Here is a 19,811-nt window from a genome sequence, read left to right as displayed (position 1 = left end):
TCAGCTGTCAATTTTTTTACAAAACCGATTTATTTTTTCACCACATAGTCACATAGAGAAACAAAGAGTTTTAAGGGCATTGAGTGGTGTGTAGATGATTAGGTCAACGTGTCGCTCAATCACTCATTACTCTTCATCCACAAACTCCAGAATGTCGCCGGGCTGGCAGTTCAGGGCTTTGCAGATAGCGGCGAGGGAGTCGAAGCGGATACCTTTGGCTTTTCCGGTTTTCAGGATAGAGAGGTTAGCCGGCGTTACGTCCAGAATATCAGCCAGTTCCTTTGACTGCATTTTGCGTTTGGCCAGCATGACATCCAGATTTACAACAATCGGCATAGTTAAAAAATTAAGTCCTGTTCTTCCTGCAAGTGAAGGCCTCTGCTAAAAATTACGGCCATGAAGTAGGCAAATATCCCCAAAACAGCGTGTAAAACCGTCAGAATAACGACAATTTCTACTTCATACTGACTTGCCACGTGATAAATCAGAAACGGCAGCGGCAAGAGGAAATTCAGCAGATAAAAGATTCTCAGCCGGCGCACACCCCGCTCTGTGAACAGTTTCTGCTCCCGGAAAATCTGGAAAATATTGCCCAGCAGCCAGAAAAAAAGCCCGTAGAGCGCGATAAAGGCAATCAGCTCGAAGACATACATAAACCCTGAATCGTCGCCGATCAGAAAGCGCTGGTCCGTAAACGGGAAGTTGATCACAAACCGGCCTTTATCAATCGGATGCACCAGCGTATCCGGAAACATAAAGCAGATCAGGCAGTAGGCAGCCGTTGCCAGATAGGGGATGGCAGCCGCTCTCGACAAGAAAAGTAAGGCCGAAGCCAGTGTTCGTACTTGTTGCATCATGTTCGTTGTTTATGCAAACATAGTAATTAGTTATTGTAAAACAATAATTAATTACTGTAATGTGATGAGTGGTAATTATGAAAAAGCCCGCCGTATCAACTACGGCGGGCCGGTAATCAGTTAGGGAGATTTAGTTGCTGCCAGCCAACGGCACCAGCTTCGCGTTCAGATCGGGTGTTTTCATGTCTTTGTCGAACGGAAACATCGGACGTTCGATGCGTTTGTAGGGGAGCCGGAATAAATCCTGATCAACACCGCCGGGTGTCAGGGCCATGATCCAGTCTTTCTGCATGGCATACAGCTCCGGTTCGAGGTAGCCGATTTTGACCACCACAATATCGGCCTTGCGCGGTGCCAGTCCCAGTCGTGTAAAATCGTTCTCTTTGTGGTATGGTTTGCGTTTCCGGGTAACAATCACCCGCACGCTGCCGACCTTCACCACGACTTCAACCTCCGCATCGCGGTCGCCTTCGACAATGGACTCAACCGTACCTTTCAGGCGGACCGGTTTGGCATAGCGGGCATCGACACTAGCTCCGGCTGTACCATCTACCTGTCCGCCGACACCGGCCGCTTTCGCTTTCTGAATAAACTCCGGTCCGGGAATGGAGGCGTAAATCAGCGCAGGTCCGTCGGGCTTCTGAAATTCGGGACGTGCCAGAATCTGCGTCAGCGTCCAGGTCACGTCACCGGCACCGCCGGCCGTCGGGTTATCGCCGGTGTCGCTGATAAAAAACGGCTTTTTCTGGCTGACAATGGCCTTGGCCAACACATCTTCCAGCTTACCGACGGGGGCTACAAAATCGAATTGATCGCGGACGGCCCACATGGCCGCCGCCAGTTTTTCGGCCGTTTGGGTGACTTTGGTTTTATCGTCGCCGACGACCATGACCGCCGCATGGTTACGGGGTTCGTCGGCCCAGGCATAACCGATCCAGATGCCACCGTCAACAATGCCGTCCTGCCCGTCAACGGCCGGAGCGACCTGCTGATACAGGCTTTTGCCGGGTTCAATGCGGGTACTGGTTTTTTCGCCGGGCAGCAGAATCGGTACGTTGATCAGGGCCTTGTAGGCTGGTTTGCCCTTGCCGCTGTTCAGGCGGTTGAGGAGGTTGGTAACCGCGCGCTCCTTGGTCTGCATGGCATCCTCGTGCGGCGCCATGCGGTAGGTAGTCATCAGGTCGGTGTTTTGGGCCAGCCGCCGTGAGACGTTGCCGTGAAGGTCCATAGAGGTCGAGACCATGGTAGTATACCCGATAACCTGCCGGATGCGGGTAATCAGATCGCCCTCGGGATCGTCGAGGCCCTGCACGCTCATGGCCCCGTGAATGTCGAAATACAGCCCGTCGTAAGGCGCATATTTTTTGAGTGAATCCAGCATTTTATGCACCAGCGATTCGTAAGCTTCGCGCGAAACGATCCCGCCCGGCAGCGATTTTCCGACAATGGTCGGTACCCAGACCGCTTTTTTGCGCATGGGCGACATCGGCATCATAAACGGATAGGCGTTGAAGACCTCGCCGCTGTAACGCGCATGAAAGGCCGGTTCCAGCGTAACCGCCGGTGAAAACGTACTGGATTCAATACCCAGACCGGCGATGGCAATGCGCGGCAGGCGGTTTGTTGTCGATTGGGCATACACGGCTTGCGTCAAAGCAATACACCCCAGTAGAGACGCAACATCTTGCGTCTCAGCACCGAACAATAAGCGTTGTCCTAAGCCCCAAGGTCGTTTAGGGCTACGTCCCGGTAGAGACGCAACATCTTGCGTCTCAGCACCGAATAATAAGCGTTGTCCAAAGCTCCAAGGTCGTTTAGAGTTACGTCCCGGTAGAGACGCAACATATTGCGTCTCAGCGCCGAACCACAAGCATCGTTCAAAGCCGAAGAGTAATTTCAGGGTACGTCTGAAGGTAAACCATAGCGGTAGTTTCATAGTGTAAATCCGGGTTTCATGTGAGGTATTTTGCAATATAGGCTGTCTTTGGTTTAGAAATTGGTAAGCAGCTACAAAATGACGGCTGATGTATGGATGGATGCGGAAAATATTGAAAGATGAGACAGCGGAATTGTGTTTATGGCATATTTATTGCTAAATTTTTTTGTGTAAACTTGCCTTTGTTGTAAGAACACGTTTCTGAAAAATCAACGTTTCTTTTCTGTACAATCACCGTGAAACTGCAAAACACCTGGATACGGCGGATCATCAGCTTAGGGTTACTGACCCTGCTGCTGTACCATGCCCTGGGTACGGTGCTGGTTTCGCTGGGTGTCTGGTGGCAGGAAGAGCACGATCTGTCGCAGCGGCTGACAGTTTACCGCTCGGTCGATAGTCTCGTCGAATTTCAGATTGCCCTGACTGATCATGATACGGGCGAGGGGGTGCTGAAAGCGACGGAAGAAGGATTTACCTATCGCGGCCATTACTTTGATGTGGTCAGTATCGAGATAAAAAATAATGTCCTGTACGTTGCGGGGCTTGAAAACAAGCAGGCTTCCTTCTGGCAGCGTGATCTGCTATCGTTCATGAAGGAAACGATTCATGCAGAATCAAAATCGGAACGGAAGGCAAACAACTGGCTGAAATTACTCCTCAAAGAATACTCTCCCAATACCAGAAACGTACTCTGTTTCTTTTTGTATGACTGGCGCGACCATGCGCGTATCCCGGCAGGAGACAGTCTGTTTTCTACCCGCTCAATGCCGGTTCATTCGCCCCCGCCACGGTTTGTATAACCTTATCGTATTGGTTTTCATACGGCGTATTCTGCCCGTATGGTATGGCTGTGGCTGCCGGTTAAACCGGTTTGCCCGAAACATACCACACGCCGGAATGGCTGTATGACCAACAGATGGTTGGTTGTTTCGTGCGCCCGGATGGCGCCTGAACAGCCCGGTTATCCCCTTACAAACCGGATTCTTCATATGCCTCATATACCATTACCCGATCATTTACCGGGTATCACCGGACTGCTTGAGTACCGGCTCGATACCGCTATGCCTATCCGCGAGCTGACACAGATTCTGCTGCGTGGTGAGTCAACCCTGACGCAGGGCGAACGCGAACTTATTGCGTCACTCGTTTCATCCCGTAACTGCACCCGCTTCTGTACAGCCGCACACACGAAAGCCGCCGACATCCTGCTGGGTGACGATCAGACCGCAAAGGCTGTAATTGACGATCCTGAAACTGCGCCCGTCAGCGACAAAATGAAGGCGCTGCTACAGATTGCGGCACAGACCCAGACCCTCGGCAGCGCGGTCACGGAAGAGGCCGTAGCCCGCGCCCGAAACGCCGGCGCTACCGACCGCGAAATCCATGATACGGTGCTGATTGCGGCCTTATTCTGCCTGTATAACAAGTATGTTGACGGGCTGGCCACCGTAGCACCGGCCGACCCCGCGTATTACGACATACTCGGCGACCGGATCGTGCATCGCGGGTATGTGCGGCCACCGGGCGGGTATCCGGCACCGGCTGTAACAAACGGATAGTCTTCCGCAAAAAACTGACAGGCCTTCCTGCTGACCCGAATACGGGCCGGACGGGGGTGTATTAACCAAAAAAACTGACATTATAATGACTTTCTATATTTCTGCTGCGCGTATGGCGTGGCTCGTGCTGCTGCTTTGCCTTTTTGGAACGGTAACCATGGCACAAACGATTCAACTGACCGGCAAAGTGACTGATCCGGCAGACAACCAGCCGCTGACCGGCGTAACTGTTACCGTAAAGGGCACCCGGACCGGAACCACCACGGATGGCGCCGGAGCCTTTAAACTGTCGGCCGAAGGCAAAGGGCCGCATACGCTGCTGATCTCCATGATCGGCTACGAAACGCAGACCCGACAGGTAAAAGCTGCCGGGGAGCCGGTGCTTATCCGGCTGAAACAGGCAACCAGCACCTTACAGGAGGTGGTTGTCGGGGCATCGCGGGTCGAAGAAAAGCTCGTCCGTGCGCCGGTTACCATCGAAAAGATGGATGCCCGCAGTATTAAGGAAACCCCTTCGCCGTCGTTTTACGAAGGCATCAATAACCTGAAGGGTGTTGATATGGTGACCAGCGGCCTGACGTACCGCCAGATAAATACGCGTGGGTTTGCCAGCACCGGTAACAGCCGGTTTCTGCAACTGATTGACGGGGTCGATAACCAGCCGGCGGGCTTCGGGTTTTCAGTCGGCAACATGTTCGGTCTCAGCGACCTGGACGCCGAAAGCGTGGAACTGGTACCGGGGGCGGCTTCGGCCCTGTATGGTCCCGCGGCGTTCAACGGTGCCTTACTGATGACCAGCAAAGACCCGTTCAAATACCAGGGACTGAGTGTGCAGGCCAAAGTGGGCGTCAATCACCTCGGCGACCCGAATACCAATGCGGCTATGTATAACGACCATGCGATCCGGTATGCCAAAGCCTTTTCCAACAAATTTGCGATCAAGCTGAACGCAGCCTACATGTGGGGTCTCGACTGGTACGCAACGGATTATACCGACGTTAACCAGACGACACCGGCCGAACAGCGCGGGGCCAAAAATCCGGCCTGTAATGCCGTCAATATCTACGGCGACGAAGTGGTCAGAACGCTTACCGGTATCGGTCAGGTTTCGCGGACGGGGTATAAGGAGCTGGATATGACAGATTACAATGTATACAGCCTGAAACTGAACGGCGCCCTGCATTACCGGATTACCCCGAAACTGGAGGCTATCTACGCGGCTAACTTTGCCAAAGGAACCGCGAATTACACCGGCTCAAACCGGTTTTCGGTCAACGGATTTTCGCTCATGCAGCATCGGGTGGAGCTGAAAGGCAGCAACTTTTTTGTACGCTGGTACAGCAACGCCGAAGATTCACACGACTCGTTTAATACCCGTTCATTGGGTCAGCACGTCAACCGGACCTGGGTGCGGGACCTGAGCGGCAACGTGGTAACGCCGGACAAAGCCGATGATATGTGGTTTACCCGTTATTCGGCGGCCTTCACCGGAACCATCCCGAACGTGACCGGCAACGATCACACAGCTGCACGTGCCTTTGCGGATCAGGGACGTTTGCTGCCCGGCTCGGCAGAGTTTGCCGCGCAAAAGCAGCGACTGGAAGGCATTCAGGGGTTAAACGGCGCCGGTATTCTGAGCCAGACCAGTATGTGGCACACCGACGGCCAGTATAACCTGACCTCATTGCTGAACAACAAGGCAGAGGTGCTGGTTGGGGGTAATTACCGGCAATACAGCCTGTTTACGAACGGCACCCTGTTCGACGATAAGGGCGGACGAATTAAGTATTATGAGTTCGGGGGCTTTTTACAGGTGAGCAAGTCCCTGCTGGCCGACCGGCTGAAGCTGACCGTTTCCGGCCGGTTTGATAAGAACCGGAATTTTGCCGGCTACTTTACCCCCCGTGCGTCGGCCGTGTATTCGGTAACTGATCGCCACCACTTCCGGGCGAGCTACCAGACCGGTTTCCGGAACCCGACACCGTCTGACCAGTTCATTAAACTCAACGTGGGGCCGATTACCATCCTTGGCGGTGCGCCGGGCAATAGTGCCGGTATGAACGTCTATGAGAACTCGTATACGTCGGCCAGTGTGAACCAGTTCGGGGCCGGTTTTGGAGCCGATGTCAACAAGGTGGGACCGCAGCAGGCCTTGCTGAACAATAAGGACAAACTCCAGAAATCGAACGTGCCCTACATCGCACCGGAGCGGGTAAACAGCATGGAAGTGGGCTATCGGGGCCTGCTGACCGGCAACCTGTCGGTTGATGCGAACTACTACTATGGCGTTTACGACAACTTTATCCTCAACACGGTGGTGCTGCGGCCGAACAGCCCGGTACTGGGGTCTGACGGCAAGCCGAACCCGGCGGCAGCGCAGGACATTCTGAGCGGGCGGGTACAAGCCTTCCAGCTGTATACCAATGCTCCCGACCGCGTATCGGCACAGGGCGCTACGCTTGGCCTGACCTACCGGACCAACAGCGGCTATCAGATCGGGGCAAACGGTACCTGGTCGTCGTTTGATATCCGCAACGCTAATCCGAACAACGTGGCGGCTTTCAACACGCCCCGCCTGAAAAGCAACGTAACGATTGGGCACCGGAATGTGCTGCCGAACCTCGGCTTCAACGTAGCCTGGCACTGGCAGGAAAGCTTCAGCTGGGTGGGCTCGTTCAACTCCCTGATTCCGGGCCAGGTACCGGCCTACAACCTGCTGGATGCGCAGGTAAGCTACCGGATGCCGGCTACGAAAACCATGCTGAAACTGGGGGCGTCGAACCTGACGAACCGCTACGTGGTGCAGGCTTATGGTTCACCGGCAGTGGGTGGTTTATACTACCTGTCGCTTGTTTTTGATGCTGGTTTAACGAAATAATCACCCTGAACCGGACGCGGAAAACGATTACCGTGTACTTGTTATCCGCTTCCTCCTGAACCATGGAAGCAATGTTTGTACCATCTGCCATGCAGACAAAAAAATGGTTAGCCTTCGGCCTGTGTGCGGTTTCTTACCTGCTGGGGGGCACCGCCTCGACACTCATGGCCACCTTTCTGCCGGTTGCGGTACCGGAACTGCTCGGCCGCAGCACGACAACTGTCAGCGCAGAAGACCTGAGTGCCTGGATCAGCGCGGCTTTTTTGTACGGCTGGATGACCGGCGGCGTGGTATTTGGTTTTGTCAGTGACCGGCTGGGCCGCGCCAGAGCCGTTGCCTTTGTGACCTGTTTGTATGGCCTGAGTATGCTGATGACTGTTTTCGTTACCGACTGGCCGGTACTCCTCGTGCTGCGGTTTCTGACCGGAGCGGGTGTCGGCGGGGTGCTGCTGCTGACAACGGTGTACATTTCCGAAATATGGCCGGCGCAGCAGCGGGCGGTGGTCCTGGGCGTGTTGGCCGTCATGTTTCCGGTCGGTATCGTCACTACCGGCATTCTGAATGCCGGTCTGGTGAACTGGCGGGAGGCATTCTGGGTCGGTGTAGTTCCGGTGTTGGTATCGCTGACAATGCTCGCCGGGCTGCCGGAGTCAGGGCACTGGTCTGCTCACCGGCAGTCGGCAACAACACAGGTTGCCTGGACAGCCCGCGACAAAGCTAATCTACTGACCGGCGTACTGGTGTTCGGCGCGGTACTGGTCGGGTTGTGGGGGACGTTTTCCTGGATTCCGAGTTGGGTGCAGACCCTGCTGACCGATGGCAGTTCGGGGAACCAGGAGCGCGGGTTCACGATGATGCTCCTGGGCACAGGCGGGATTCTCGGCGGCATGCTATCCGGTGTTTTGCTGAATACACTCGGCACACGGCGGACCCTGCTGCTGACTTTCGCCGGCTGTACCGGTGGCTGTGCCCTGCTGTTTCTCACGAACCATACCTTTTCGCCGGTCATTTACGCCGAAACGGCTTTTCTGGCGTTATTCTTCGGCATCAGTCAGGGAGCGTTGTCGAGCATTATCCCGGCTTTATTTCCGGTGCATATCCGTGCGGCGGCTTCCGGCATCAGCTTTAATGTAGGCCGGTTCTTTACCGCCACGGCAGTATTTTTTGTCGGAACCCTGGTAGCGTTACTGGGTGGTCTGGGCAATGCGCTGCTGGTCTTTTCCGCCGCATTTCTCCTCGCCTTCCTGCTGGTCTATCTGAGAATCAGGGATAAATAAACAACCGGAAGCGTGAACGAGCGGGCCGTGTACGCCTCAACCCACTCTTTCACTCTTTCACTCTTCCGCTCTTTCACTCTATACCAACATGCCTCACATTCAACTAAATAACGACGCGCCGGGCATCCGGAGCCTGGTCCTTTACCGGCCCGATACCGGCAAGTCCCTTTACGAACTGGCGCAGGCCCTGCTACGGGCGGGCTCGCCGGACAGCACACTGACCGATGCCGAACGGGAATTAGTGGCGGCCTACGTTTCGGGCCTGAACTGCACCAGCTTTTGCCGGAACAGCCATGCCGCTGCCTCGCGGTACTTATACGGTCAGGAGCGTGATCTCGTGGATCAGGTACTGGCCGACCCGGAGACAGCGGAGATTTCTGATAAACTCAGAACGCTGCTGGCCATTGCCCGGCAGGTAGCCGACGACGCCAGAGCCGTATCGGAAGCCCAGACCGGACGGGCCAGGACTGAGGGCGCTACCGATGGTGATATTCACGATACGGTGCTGATTGCCGCTTCGTTCTGCATGTACAACCGCTATGTAGATGGTCTGGCAACCCTGACGCCGACGGAGCCGGACGCCTATGAAGCCATGGGTGAGCGGATGGGAACACTCGGGTATGTATTACCAAAACCACAGTAAAACAACGTACGTATGCCGCGTTCTGTATGTTTAACCGTTATGTCGACGGACTGGCTACCACGGCACCGGTCGATGCACCGGATTTTTATAAAATGCGTGCGGCTGGTGTGGTGGCGAACGGATATGCCGCCAATGATCCGAAATAGCTGGCAGCAAACCGTCAGCTAAAACAAAAACGGGTAGCCTTTTGCGAGGCTACCCGTTTTTTATGGCCGAAAAGATAGTCGAGAAGCCCGACTGATTCGGCTCGGCCAGCGGTAAGGGGTTCGGCCGTGATTCCGGAAAAACCTGGGCGTGAAACCACTGTGCGGCAAAATGAAACCCCAGCATACCGCCCACCAGCGCGACCATGATCAGGTATGTCTGGAAGGGGGCGGGTGCTTTGGATAACTGAAACAGAATGGCAATGGCCGGCGGATGAATGCAGGGCACGGTTGCCAGCAGGGCTACTGCCAGCAACGTTATCACGAATAAACAAAACAGATTGTTCCCCCAGAATACACTGTTCAGCAGCCCGAGGTGCCCTACCAGCACATAGGCCAGCAGAACGGTTTTAGGCCGGGCAAAAACGCCCTGCGGATTGGCGGCCAGCAGCACAAAAGAAGCAGCCAGGGGAGGTACGACCCCCACCTGATTGGTCTGTAGTGCGACAAGAAACAGAATTTCGATACCCAGAATGTAGAGCGCCCAGCGAACAGCAGCTTGCATGGAAAAACAGATTATTGATTTGAGGCTACATAACCGGCTGTCCGTGTGGGCTGACTGGCCCGGACAGTGGACAGCCACCAGAAAAAGAGGAAGCCACCAACCACCGTACCAAAGCTGATCAGAATAACCGGGACCGGTGGCCGTAAGGCAAACAACGCCCCGACGTATTGGATTACTGTGGTAATATACAGGAAATTAGCGATAGCCTCGCGGGTCAGGAAGTTAATGATATAGGCCCCGAACGGAGCCATCAGAATCGCCACCGGAATCGCACACATCCAGTACTGAAACGTCATCGGCTGGAAGTCCTGCAACACAAAAACGTGCAGCAGAAAACCAACGATGGTATGAATCGTCATGATGATGATCGACGTGGGAGTCGCAATCTTCTCGCTGGTTGCGTAGTAAAGCGTGAAGAGGCAGAACGTGAAAATATTGATGCCGTCGCCGAAAATGGCCGTGATAACACCACCGATAAAGGCAAATGTGAGGATTCGTGCGTAATCGGTTTTACTGAGCACCCCTAATCCATTGGTGGTCTGCCGGCCGGTCTTCCGGTTAGCCAGATAAAGCGCAAACGCAAAACTGAGCCAGAGCGAAACAAAAAAGATTTTGGTCATTGGGCCGCTGATGAGCGGGACGATAAAAAAGGCCCCAAACAGCAAACCGGGAATGCCGCCAACCGTTACAAGCCGGATAGCCTTCCAGTCGACTTTGATTTTCAGGCTGATAATAAGCAGACTGGCGGAGGTCATACCAATACTCTGAATGGCAAATGAAAAGTTTCGTGCTACCGGCGGGGGGAGCTTCAGGAGCAGAGTAAACACCGGAAAGGCTACGGCACCGCCCCCTTCAGAGGTGGCCCCGGCGACGAACGAGCCGAAAAACATCGTGACTGCTGCCGGCCAGTGTTCCTGATAAAATGAAAAGCCGTTTTGGGTACTCATATAGATGAGCCATGACGGCATCACAATAGCAAAGAAGAGCAAATAGGCGAGGGGTAATTTTTTCATAAACGAAGCATTTATTCAGAAAAAATGACGCCATAATCATGCCAGAAATGCTGCTGAATCGCCTGATTAGCCCATTATGTTGACAAAAAGATTTATTCATGTTATAGTACAATTATATACGTAAATCAGAAAATAAATCCGGCTTTGTGCGACACAAAACAGTTAATATACCTGATGTTACTGATGCTGGTTTTTTATTAAACGGCAGGAAAGTTACCGGATCAGGCGCCGGGAACTGATTTTCATTACATCTGATGGAGACATTCTATATTAATGTGTTAATTATCAAGCTTTTTGTTTATATTTGAAGGCATTTTGAAAGAAATGTGCGTGATTAGGGAACATGCCCAGCCAGCTTGGTTGGGCTTTGTCTATTTATATCGATGCCTGACCGGGCTTAACAGAATACTGAATAGAAATTACCCGTTTGGCAGCACCCGCCTCTTTTTTGTTTGAGAAACCTTCAACAACAACTCCCTTTTGTCCTAATTCCCGCTTTGCTTTCCGGACGTTCCGGTAGCGCTTGCCATTGAGGTAATAGATGACCGAATCGGCCGGATAGCTGAATGGATTAAACCGGATCGAATAGGCAGATTTCCGGCCTGCCGGGTGGTCAATTAGTTCACCATGCTTCGGTTTGATGTCTTCGTAATCCGGAAAGGTTTTCTGATTGGTCTGTGCAAACAGCGCAGGGCTACCTGTAACGAAAAGCAGCAGCAGGGCGGGGGTAATAAGGCGATAACGCATAGCGGTAAAGGTGTTTATCCGCTAAGATACAGAAAGAGCCGGTCAGGTTGGAACCGGTCACTGTTTTATTAGCCGAAGCACTTTTACAACGCGCTCACCCTGCCGGAAAACGGCTACATATGGCCCCGCCGGCCATTGTTGCCCGAACACAGGATTCGTTTTTGTATCGAACGAGGCTACTTCCTGACCGGCGGTATTGAATACCGTACATTGGCCCGTAAAGGGCTGCGTTAACTGAAAGCCCACTGTACCCGGATTCGGAGCGACGACAATGTCAGCTGCCGGGTCGAGGCCCAGGATGGCATTGCCCTGCCTGCCGGTGAGCTGTATGGATATGACCGACATAGCCGGTAAATCCAGTGACAGGCCATTGTTAAAGATATGTACTGTGCTTGTTTCCAGAGCATTGTTGCTATGCGAGAGGAATGTTTCCGTAGCAGGAAGGTTAGCCAGCAACCGCAGCGGGGCAAACTGACCTGATGCAATAAAGTTTTTGAGAGTAAGCTGCATTGGTTTGGTTTCGGCCGAGCGGTTAACAAGAGCGATGGTCAGCGAGTCGTTAGCTTGGTTGACCGTAGCATAGGCCGATACTTGGGTTTCGGCCGTCGATAGTGCATCTACATGGATCGACTGGTTGTACCGGCTGAACAGGTGGAGTACCTCCCACATGCCCGGCTGCCATGACCACGGCGCGAAGATATCCACCTCATTGTTCATGAATTCGCCGAGGGTAGAGGCGTACCAGATCGCCTGCGTGTTGGCGTTATTAGCGTTGTTCAGGCCGGCTTCGGTCAGGCCGAGGCCCACACCATGATTTGGGCCCATGTATTTGTCCAGCCATTCCCGGCAGCGGCCAAAGATGTATTCCTTATTCAGGCTGGTGTCGTAGCCGCCGGTGATGGTGCGGAGGCCGTTGGCTTCGGGAAAGGCATAGGTGCGGTCGAAGAAAATGCGGTGGTACTGCACAACCTCGTCCGGTTTGGTGCCGGACGGGTAAAAATGCACATCCAGCACATCGAGCAGCCGCACGCCCGTACGCTTCTGCTCCTCGGCCATGCGTTTGATGAAAAACTCCAGCCACGGGTACTTTTGTCCGGTAGCATCGGTGACAGGTTTATTATCGTAGTTGTACCACTGCCACTCATTCGCCGTTACGGGGCCAACCAGTTTAATGTCCGGAAACCGGCTGCGGGCCTTGAGGGCTACTTCAACGTATTTCTGGATAAACGCTTCGGCCGGGAGCTGCACCGGCATAATATCATCGTGCGTACCCGACCAGATTTCGGGCTCGTTATCCATATTCCAGTACCGGAAGCTGTTCTTGTTGAAGCCTGAACCGCCTGCGCCGAACCAGTGATTCAGCAGCCCGACGGTAGAGTCGGCGGGCCAGTTTTCGAGGTATAGATCCGGATTTCCCTCCCTGAGCGCTTTGTTGGCGTTGCTGGCCGGATTGACCGTACCGCCGCCGGCCAGATTCTGGTTAACGCCCTGCCACCACTGCGACTGGTTATATGCCCAATCGTTGAAATTGGCGGTCTGCGTGCTGGCCGCCTTACCGATGAGCTGAAAGGCCCACATGCCCTGTGCCTGCGGAAAATAGGTTGTGAATTGTGAGGCGGCAAAATCCCAGTCGTTGGGGTAGACGTTGTTATACCAGTCGGGGTGGCTCGACAGTTTTCGGCGCCAGTTGTATTTAGTGGCGTTATTGCCCGTACATTCGCGGAAAAACCGGACGCCCGCATCCCGTAAGCGTGTGATGTCGGACCTGGTCAAGCGCTTTTGCGGATCAAGGGGCAGGGAGTTGTTGCGCCCGTAGAGATAAGGGGATACCGGCTTGCGGTTAGCGAGCACATCCACCTGAATCTGTACAGATTGGGCCAGTGTTACCTGAGTGAGTCCGGCAAAAGAAAGGGCAAAGAGCAGCGCACGCATACGAATCGGGTTTATCGCCCAAAAATAAGCAGCACCAGAGCAGAATGTTGTCGGGTAAACCCTAATCTTTCGCTGAATAGTACCAGAACAATGACGAATGATCCCATAAAGACCTACGACGGCGTAGCGTTCCGCGAAAAATTTATCCGGAAAAAGCCGGAACTGGATGAAATACTGCGGCCGGACTACGCCCGTTTTTTCGTGGTCAAGGTCGAAGACATGATCCGGCTGATGCGGTTGCCGGTTCCGCCCACGCGCTCGCTCGGCAACACGATTATTTACTTGACTGAGGGGGAGGCGATCATGCAAATTGGCAGCGAGCGGTACCACATTGTGGCGCATGAGTGCCTGATTGTACCGGCGGGCGAGGTCTTTTCGTTTGATAACATTGACCTGAACCACGGCTATCTGTGCGCGTTTCAGTCCGAATTTCTGGTCGGGAAGTTTGCCGGCCGGGAGCTGATACAGGAGTTTGAATTTCTGAGTCATTGGGGCAACCGGTGTATTCAGTTACCAGCAGATGTCTCGGGCTATGTTGAACAGTTGTTCAGGCGGTTACTGGCGGAGTACATGACCAGCGGACTGGCTAACCCCGACATCATTCAACCGTATTTTATTGCCCTGCTCTGTGAGCTGAACCGCGCTTACAAACCGCTGACGGGCACGCGCCAGGGGAGTGCCGTTACGATTACGAACCGCTTCAAAGCCCTGCTGATGACGCACTTCCGGACCCGGCACCTGGTGTCAGACTATGCGTCGATGCTCAGCATTACGCCCAATCACCTGAACAAAACAGTAAAGGCTATCACCGGCAAATCACCGACGCGCTGGATTGATGAGGCCATTGTATTGGAGGCAAAGGTGTTGCTGGCCAACAGCCCGCTGACCGTCAGCCAGGTGGCGGCCGAAGTCGGGTTGTTCGACGCATCATACTTTACCCGCATGTTCCGGAAGTATGAAGGGACAACCCCGCTTCAGTACCGGCAATGGATTGGAAAGTCCTGAAAAAGCCGCGATCTGTCCTTGCCGTACCCCCGCCGGTTGGCGAACTTTGCCGCAATCTATTCTTCCGTCGATATGTATCCGGTTACCTTAATTATTCATTCGTATTTCCGCTGGCTGGTCTTGGTCAGCTTAGTATATGCCGTTTTCCGGGCCTTTCAGGGGATGCGGACAGGACGCGGTTTTTCAAAAACGGATGATTCAACCCGTCACTGGACAGCGACGATCTCGCATATTCAGTTGATGCTTGGTTTTGCGGTATACCTGAAAAGTCCGGTTGTCAATGCGTTCTGGGATAACCCGAAAGCGGCATCGGGGCAGATGGGCATCCTGTTTTTCAGTGTGATTCACTTTGCGCTCATGCTGCTGGCAATCATGGTCATTACCATCGGGTCGGCGAAGGCGAAACGGGCGGAAACAGACCGGGAAAAATTCCGGACGATGGGGGTGTGGTTTGCGATCGGCCTGGTCATTATTTTTCTGGCCATCCCGTGGCCTTTCTCTCCCCTCGCCAACCGGCCGCTGCTGAGAACCTGGTGAGGATTTGCATCAATAAGTTTACCACATAGGCACATAGATTTATTCTTATGAGTTCTATATGTCTATGTGGTATTTAATTTTTTACATCATCCCGGTGCTTGTCCAGTACTATTTCTTCCTGTTTTTGGCGTACCACTCCTGGAAGCTTTCGGGCGGTGCTTCCGGCATTTCGCGCTGGGTATACCACGGATTCAGCTTGTTATTGACAAGGAAGGGCAGATTCTTCACCGTCCATCGCCCGACTTTGCCGCCAAGACGATATACCGCCGGATGGCTGAACACCGTAGCCATGGCCTGCATGCTTACCTTTTTCGAGGCCGGGGCCAGGCCTTCGGCCATGAGGACCTGCCGCCATTTCCAGAGCTGGTCGTGAATGTCAATTTTTACCGGGCATACATTTGAGCAGCTGCCGCAGAGGGTCGAGGCAAACGGCAGGTCGGCGTTTTTGCGCATGTCCAGATTCGGCGCCAGAATCGACCCGATCGGACCGGCCACCGCATTGTGGTAGCTGTGCCCGCCGCTCCGGCGATACACCGGGCAGGTGTTGAAGCAGGCGGCACAACGGATACACTTCAGCGAGTTCCGGAAATCGGGCCGGCCCAGCTGTGTGCTGCGTCCGTTATCAACCAGTACAATGTGCATTTCCTGACCCTTGCGGCGCGGTTTGCGGAAGTGGCTCGAATAGGTCGTTACCGGCTGACCGGTAGCGCTGCGGGCCAGCAGCCGCAGAAAGACGCCGAGGTGCTTCTGCTGCGGAATAATCTTTTCGATGCCCATGCAGGCGATATGTACATCGGCGAGGTTCACACCAAGATCGGCATTCCCTTCGTTGGTACAGACCACAAAACCGCCGGTTTCGGCCACCGCAAAGTTGACACCGGTGATGGCAATCGAAGCCGCGACAAACTTCTCGCGCAGGTGTTGCCGGGCTGCCTCGGTCAGGTATTGCGGGTCGTTATTGCCTTTTTCGGTGCCCAGATGCTCATGGAAGGTATCGCTGACATCGGCCTTCTTGAGGTGAATCGCCGGCATCACGATATGGCTCGGAGGCTCCTGCCGGAACTGGACAATGCGCTCGCCGAGATCAGTGTCCACCACGTCGACACCCTGACTGATCAGGTACTCGTTCATGTGGCACTCCTCGGTCAGCATCGACTTGCTTTTCACCATCTTCGCAATGCCCGTCGGGCTGTGTTTCCGGATGATGCCCAGCACAATTTCGTTGTGTTCCTGCGCATTTGCGGCCCAGTGCACCTGCACCCCGTTGGCTTTGGCATTCGCTTCAAACTGAGCCAGGTAGTGATCCAGCCGTGAGAGCGTGTGGTTTTTAATCTGCGAACCCAGCTCACGGAGGTCTTCCCATTCCGGAATCGTATGGGCGATTTTATCGCGTTTCTGGCGGACAAACCACAGGGTCTGATCATGCCAGTCGGTGCGTTCTTCGTTCCTGATGAACTGATTGGCCGCTTCGGCGTGCGGGATAACGTGTTGATCAGTCTGCATTTAAGATTTCGGCTATATGTTTGACCTTAACCGGCGAGGCCTGCCGCCGGAGAATACCTTCCAGGTGCATCAGGCAGGAAACGTCGCCGCCGATGATATACTCCACATTGTTGTCCAGCTGTTCGCGGATCCGGTCTTTGCCCATTTTTACCGACACTGCTTCTTCGGTGACACAGAACGTCCCGCCGAAACCGCAGCATTCATCGGGGCGATTGGGAATAGCCACTTCCAGACCCGACACCATATTCAGCAGCTGCTCAACCTTGGAGAACGGCTTTTCATTGCGCTCCGACATCGACGCCAGCCGCAGCCCGCGGTGGCCGTGGCAGCTCTGGTGCAGACCGACCTTGTGCGGAAAACGGGCATTGAGCGAGCTGACATGCAGCACATCGGTCAGGAATTCGCAGAGCTCGTAAATCTGCCCGTTCAGCAGGTGATTATGCTCTTTGACGTGCAGAACGCAGGAGCCGGACGGAGAGACAATGTAGTCGAAACCGGCAAAGTTTTTCGCAAAGTTCCGGTCGCAGCCGCCCGTCATACTGGCAAAGCCGGAATTGGCCATCGGCTGGCCGCAACATGTCTGATTTCGCGGAACAACGACCTCACACCCCAGTTTTTCCAGCAGCTCAAGTGTCGCAATGGCCACCTGCGGATAAAACTGATCAATATAACAGGGAACAAATAATCCAACACGCATCGGATGCAACTGGTAAAGGGTTTAGCCGGATTCTGAGCCTAAAAGCAAAGACCGGGTTGTAGCTTACTTATTACGACAAAAGAAGGAGTTTTTCCGACGGGTTTGTTTCGTCAGATTAGCCATTATTACCGTTATTTTGGCAAAATATCGGGAATATTAGCCGGAAATTCGTAAATTAATCGGTATGAAGCCTCAATTGCTGCGTGTATCGCTTACGTCCGAAGACTCATTCAGTGTCCGCCGGGATGTGGTCCTGTACTTTTATGACCGCTGGCATTACCACCCCGAGATCGAACTGCTGCACATCGAGCAGGGGAGCGGGACGCAGTTTGTGGGCGATAATATTCAGAATTTTCAGGCGGGCGATGTGTTTCTGATCGGGCCAAACCTGCCGCATTACTGGCGGTGCGATAATGCCTATTTTGAAAACCGGAACGATCTGGTGGCGCAGGCGACGGTGGTACACTTTCTGGAAAATTTCTGGGGAGATTCATTTCTGCAATTGCCCGAAAACCGGCCGATTGCCCGGTTTCTGGAAAAGGCACGGCAGGGAATCCGTTTCTTCGGGGAACTGCGGGAGGGGGTGAAATCACTGATGCACGATATGCTGAACCAGTCCGGGACCATCCAGTCCGGAACCGTCCAGTCGGGGACCATCCAGTCTGGGACCATCCAGTCTGGGACCGTCCAGTCCAGGACCAACAAGGTTATCACACTCATGCGGATACTGGCGCTGATGGCGCAGTCCGATGAGTGGGAGACGCTGTCGTCCACGGAGTATCCTGCCCAATATGACGAGGCAGACACCGACCGGATCAATCAGATTTATGCCTACGCCCTCGCCAACTTTCAGCGGAAAATATCGCTCGAAGAGATTGCCGCAGTGGCCAACATGAGCCCCAATTCGTTTTGCCGTTATTTTAAATCGAGAAGCCGTAAATCCTTTTCACAATTTGTGCTGGAACTGCGGGTGCATCATGCCTGTAAGATGCTCATCGACGGGCAGTTGCCGGTTTCGCAGGTGTGTTTCGACAGCGGGTTTAATCAGTTTTCGACCTTCAATAAATACTTCCGGGAGATCACCGGAAAAAGCCCGGGACAGTATCGGAAAGAGTTTAAACAAGGGTAAAGCAGAAAGTAATGGGAATATTAGTGGCCACAGGTAAAACGCTGATCCTGTAGGGGTTTACCTGGTTATGTTTTGGTAGAATACCACATAGCCACATAGAAAAACAAAGATGTCTAATCTCTTCTGTGCCCTATGTGCCTATGTGGTAGATTCTTAAGAATAGTCAGTAATCATCTGCTTTGCTCTACACATTAACCGTCTTCGCAAAGTCTTCAATGGTAGTTCGTGGTTCGCCCAGGTCAGCCCACGTTTGGGCGGCTTCGAACACTTCAGGATAGCTATTCAGCGCCTCGCCGATGTGTCGGCCGTAATCGGCTTGCTGCGTAAACAAACTGCCTGTTTTCAGAAGAACCGGCGGTACGGTCAGCGTCATCAGCCGTGAGGCTGGGTAGGCGGAAACAAACCGTTCGGCGGCTTCGTGCTGGGTAATACCCTCTGGCCCCTGAATCACATATTCCTGTGGCTGATCACCGGCTAACAGCAGCGCGGCGGCGACTTGCCGGGCATAGTCCTGTGCGGCAATGTAATAGGGCTTAACCGGCGAGCGGCCAATCAGCAGCACAAAAGGCCCGAGACGCTGGGTGTGCAGGAGCGTTTCCATAAAACAGGAGGGATAAAAAATGCTGTAGGCCAGACCTGAGGCTTTAATACGCCGGACAGCTTCCTGCTTGATCTGGAAAACCCACCAGTCGAAATGGTGCATGCCCTGATACCGCATCACGATCGATGATAGATAGGCAATCCGCTGTACACCGGCGGCTTTCGCTGCCGCCAGCACATGCGTTAAGCCGTCTGATTCCGTATGAAAATTGCCTGGCTTTTCCGTTTGCTTAACCGAAAGGTTCAGGTAGACGATGTCGGCGCCCTGTAACGCTGCAAGAAGGCTGTCCGGCTGCAGGAGATCACCGGCTACTACTTCGGCTTTCTGGAAGAGCCGTTTGGCATTCTCAGGATTACGAGCCACAATGCGGACCGGAAAACCGGCGGCGAGTAGACCCTCCGTAACCGGCCGGCCCAGCATACCGGTCGCACCGATAACGGCTACAAGTGGACGTGAACGAGTCATAATCAGTCAGGGAAAAGGATTAAATTATTTGACCATTTATAGACTTTCAAGGGGCAAAGCGGGCAAAAGGAACGGAAACGTACACATAGCATCGGATCTTTGGCTTTCGTGAACATCTCTGATACAATTTCTGTTAAAAAAGGCCTTTCAATAGCTTTTAACAAATGGCATGTAATAGGTAAATCTGAAAAACAAACTTACCAGATAGACAAAGATCACAAGAAATACCACTAAACTACATAAAAAAGCAGGGCTTTCTCATAAAAAAAGGCAAGAACCAGTATGTCCTATTTTTGTGGTGACGAAACTACAAAACGATGACGA

At 53.5% G+C, this 19,811-nt stretch carries 18 protein-coding genes; 8 read left to right on the top strand and 10 right to left on the bottom strand.

Annotated elements, in window-relative coordinates; translation table 11 throughout:
- Positions 1 to 126 precede the first annotated feature (126 nt).
- The 3 genes from AC23NW_RS32480 to AC23NW_RS32470 form a co-directional block, all read right to left on the bottom strand.
- A complete protein-coding gene (locus AC23NW_RS32480) occupies positions 127 to 336 on the bottom strand; it encodes a helix-turn-helix domain-containing protein (RefSeq protein ID WP_293843944.1) in 210 nt (69 codons plus the stop codon).
- 2 nt (positions 337 to 338) lie between these two features.
- Complete coding sequence (locus AC23NW_RS32475) at positions 339 to 857, bottom strand: DUF2975 domain-containing protein (RefSeq protein ID WP_487454799.1); 519 nt, start codon at positions 855 to 857, stop codon at positions 339 to 341.
- A gap of 130 nt (positions 858 to 987) precedes the next feature.
- Positions 988 to 2,517, bottom strand: a complete 1,530-nt coding sequence (locus AC23NW_RS32470) for a M81 family metallopeptidase (protein ID WP_487454840.1) — start codon at positions 2,515 to 2,517, stop codon at positions 988 to 990.
- A 512-nt stretch (positions 2,518 to 3,029) separates the two neighbouring features.
- Here AC23NW_RS32470 and AC23NW_RS32465 point away from each other — a divergent pair.
- The 5 genes from AC23NW_RS32465 (at position 3,030) to AC23NW_RS32445 (ending at position 9,150) form a co-directional block, all read left to right on the top strand.
- Positions 3,030 to 3,593, top strand: a complete 564-nt coding sequence (locus AC23NW_RS32465; RefSeq protein WP_487454798.1) for a hypothetical protein — start codon at positions 3,030 to 3,032, stop codon at positions 3,591 to 3,593.
- 189 nt (positions 3,594 to 3,782) lie between these two features.
- A complete protein-coding gene (locus AC23NW_RS32460; RefSeq protein ID WP_487454797.1) occupies positions 3,783 to 4,352 on the top strand; it encodes a carboxymuconolactone decarboxylase family protein in 570 nt (189 codons plus the stop codon).
- A gap of 85 nt (positions 4,353 to 4,437) precedes the next feature.
- Positions 4,438 to 7,230, top strand: a complete 2,793-nt coding sequence (locus tag AC23NW_RS32455) for a TonB-dependent receptor (RefSeq protein ID WP_487454795.1) — start codon at positions 4,438 to 4,440, stop codon at positions 7,228 to 7,230.
- 62 nt (positions 7,231 to 7,292) lie between these two features.
- Complete coding sequence (locus AC23NW_RS32450) at positions 7,293 to 8,507, top strand: MFS transporter (RefSeq protein WP_487454793.1); 1,215 nt, start codon at positions 7,293 to 7,295, stop codon at positions 8,505 to 8,507.
- A gap of 88 nt (positions 8,508 to 8,595) precedes the next feature.
- The gene (locus tag AC23NW_RS32445; RefSeq protein ID WP_487454792.1) at positions 8,596 to 9,150 is read left to right on the top strand and encodes a carboxymuconolactone decarboxylase family protein; all 555 of its coding nucleotides are present in this window, start codon (positions 8,596 to 8,598) and stop codon (positions 9,148 to 9,150) included.
- Between the two features lie 195 nt (positions 9,151 to 9,345).
- Here the strand turns inward: AC23NW_RS32445 and AC23NW_RS32440 are convergent, their stop codons facing one another.
- The 4 genes from AC23NW_RS32440 to AC23NW_RS32425 form a co-directional block, all read right to left on the bottom strand.
- Positions 9,346 to 9,858, bottom strand: coding sequence for an HPP family protein (locus AC23NW_RS32440; RefSeq protein WP_487454790.1), 513 nt, complete (start codon positions 9,856 to 9,858; stop codon positions 9,346 to 9,348).
- Positions 9,859 to 9,869: 11 nt separating this feature from the next.
- Positions 9,870 to 10,871 (bottom strand): TSUP family transporter, encoded by a 1,002-nt coding sequence (locus tag AC23NW_RS32435; protein ID WP_487454789.1) that lies wholly within the window; start codon positions 10,869 to 10,871, stop codon positions 9,870 to 9,872.
- Positions 10,872 to 11,246: 375 nt separating this feature from the next.
- Positions 11,247 to 11,618: a hypothetical protein gene (locus AC23NW_RS32430; protein WP_487454788.1), complete on the bottom strand. Its 372-nt coding sequence runs from the start codon at positions 11,616 to 11,618 to the stop codon at positions 11,247 to 11,249.
- Between the two features lie 57 nt (positions 11,619 to 11,675).
- Complete coding sequence (locus AC23NW_RS32425; protein WP_487454786.1) at positions 11,676 to 13,550, bottom strand: glycoside hydrolase family 44 protein; 1,875 nt, start codon at positions 13,548 to 13,550, stop codon at positions 11,676 to 11,678.
- A 90-nt stretch (positions 13,551 to 13,640) separates the two neighbouring features.
- On the opposite strand from AC23NW_RS32425, the gene AC23NW_RS32420 reads away from it, so the two are divergent.
- Positions 13,641 to 14,555, top strand: coding sequence for a helix-turn-helix domain-containing protein (locus tag AC23NW_RS32420; RefSeq protein ID WP_487454784.1), 915 nt, complete (start codon positions 13,641 to 13,643; stop codon positions 14,553 to 14,555).
- A gap of 72 nt (positions 14,556 to 14,627) precedes the next feature.
- Positions 14,628 to 15,092, top strand: a complete 465-nt coding sequence (locus AC23NW_RS32415) for a hypothetical protein (protein ID WP_487454783.1) — start codon at positions 14,628 to 14,630, stop codon at positions 15,090 to 15,092.
- Positions 15,093 to 15,200: 108 nt separating this feature from the next.
- Here AC23NW_RS32415 and AC23NW_RS32410 read toward each other — a convergent pair whose 3' ends face one another.
- Entirely contained in the window at positions 15,201 to 16,595 is a 1,395-nt protein-coding gene (locus AC23NW_RS32410; protein WP_487454781.1) for a lactate utilization protein B, read from the bottom strand.
- On the bottom strand, positions 16,585 to 17,292 hold the full coding sequence (locus AC23NW_RS32405; RefSeq protein WP_487454779.1) for a (Fe-S)-binding protein: 708 nt from the start codon (positions 17,290 to 17,292) through the stop codon (positions 16,585 to 16,587). Before AC23NW_RS32405 ends, AC23NW_RS32410 begins: the two co-directional genes overlap by 11 nt.
- Positions 17,293 to 17,476: 184 nt before the next feature.
- Here AC23NW_RS32405 and AC23NW_RS32400 point away from each other — a divergent pair, with 184 nt between their 5' ends.
- Positions 17,477 to 18,421, top strand: a complete 945-nt coding sequence (locus AC23NW_RS32400; protein ID WP_487454778.1) for an AraC family transcriptional regulator — start codon at positions 17,477 to 17,479, stop codon at positions 18,419 to 18,421.
- A gap of 184 nt (positions 18,422 to 18,605) precedes the next feature.
- On the opposite strand, the gene AC23NW_RS32395 is transcribed toward AC23NW_RS32400, so the two are convergent.
- A complete protein-coding gene (locus AC23NW_RS32395; protein ID WP_487454776.1) occupies positions 18,606 to 19,487 on the bottom strand; it encodes an SDR family oxidoreductase in 882 nt (293 codons plus the stop codon).
- Positions 19,488 to 19,811 lie beyond the last annotated feature (324 nt).

The sequence above is a fragment of the Arsenicibacter sp. R0_47 genome, from assembly GCF_057652235.1.
The sequence above is the reverse complement of the archived record's forward strand: the minus strand, read 5'-3'. Positions and strand labels throughout refer to the sequence as shown.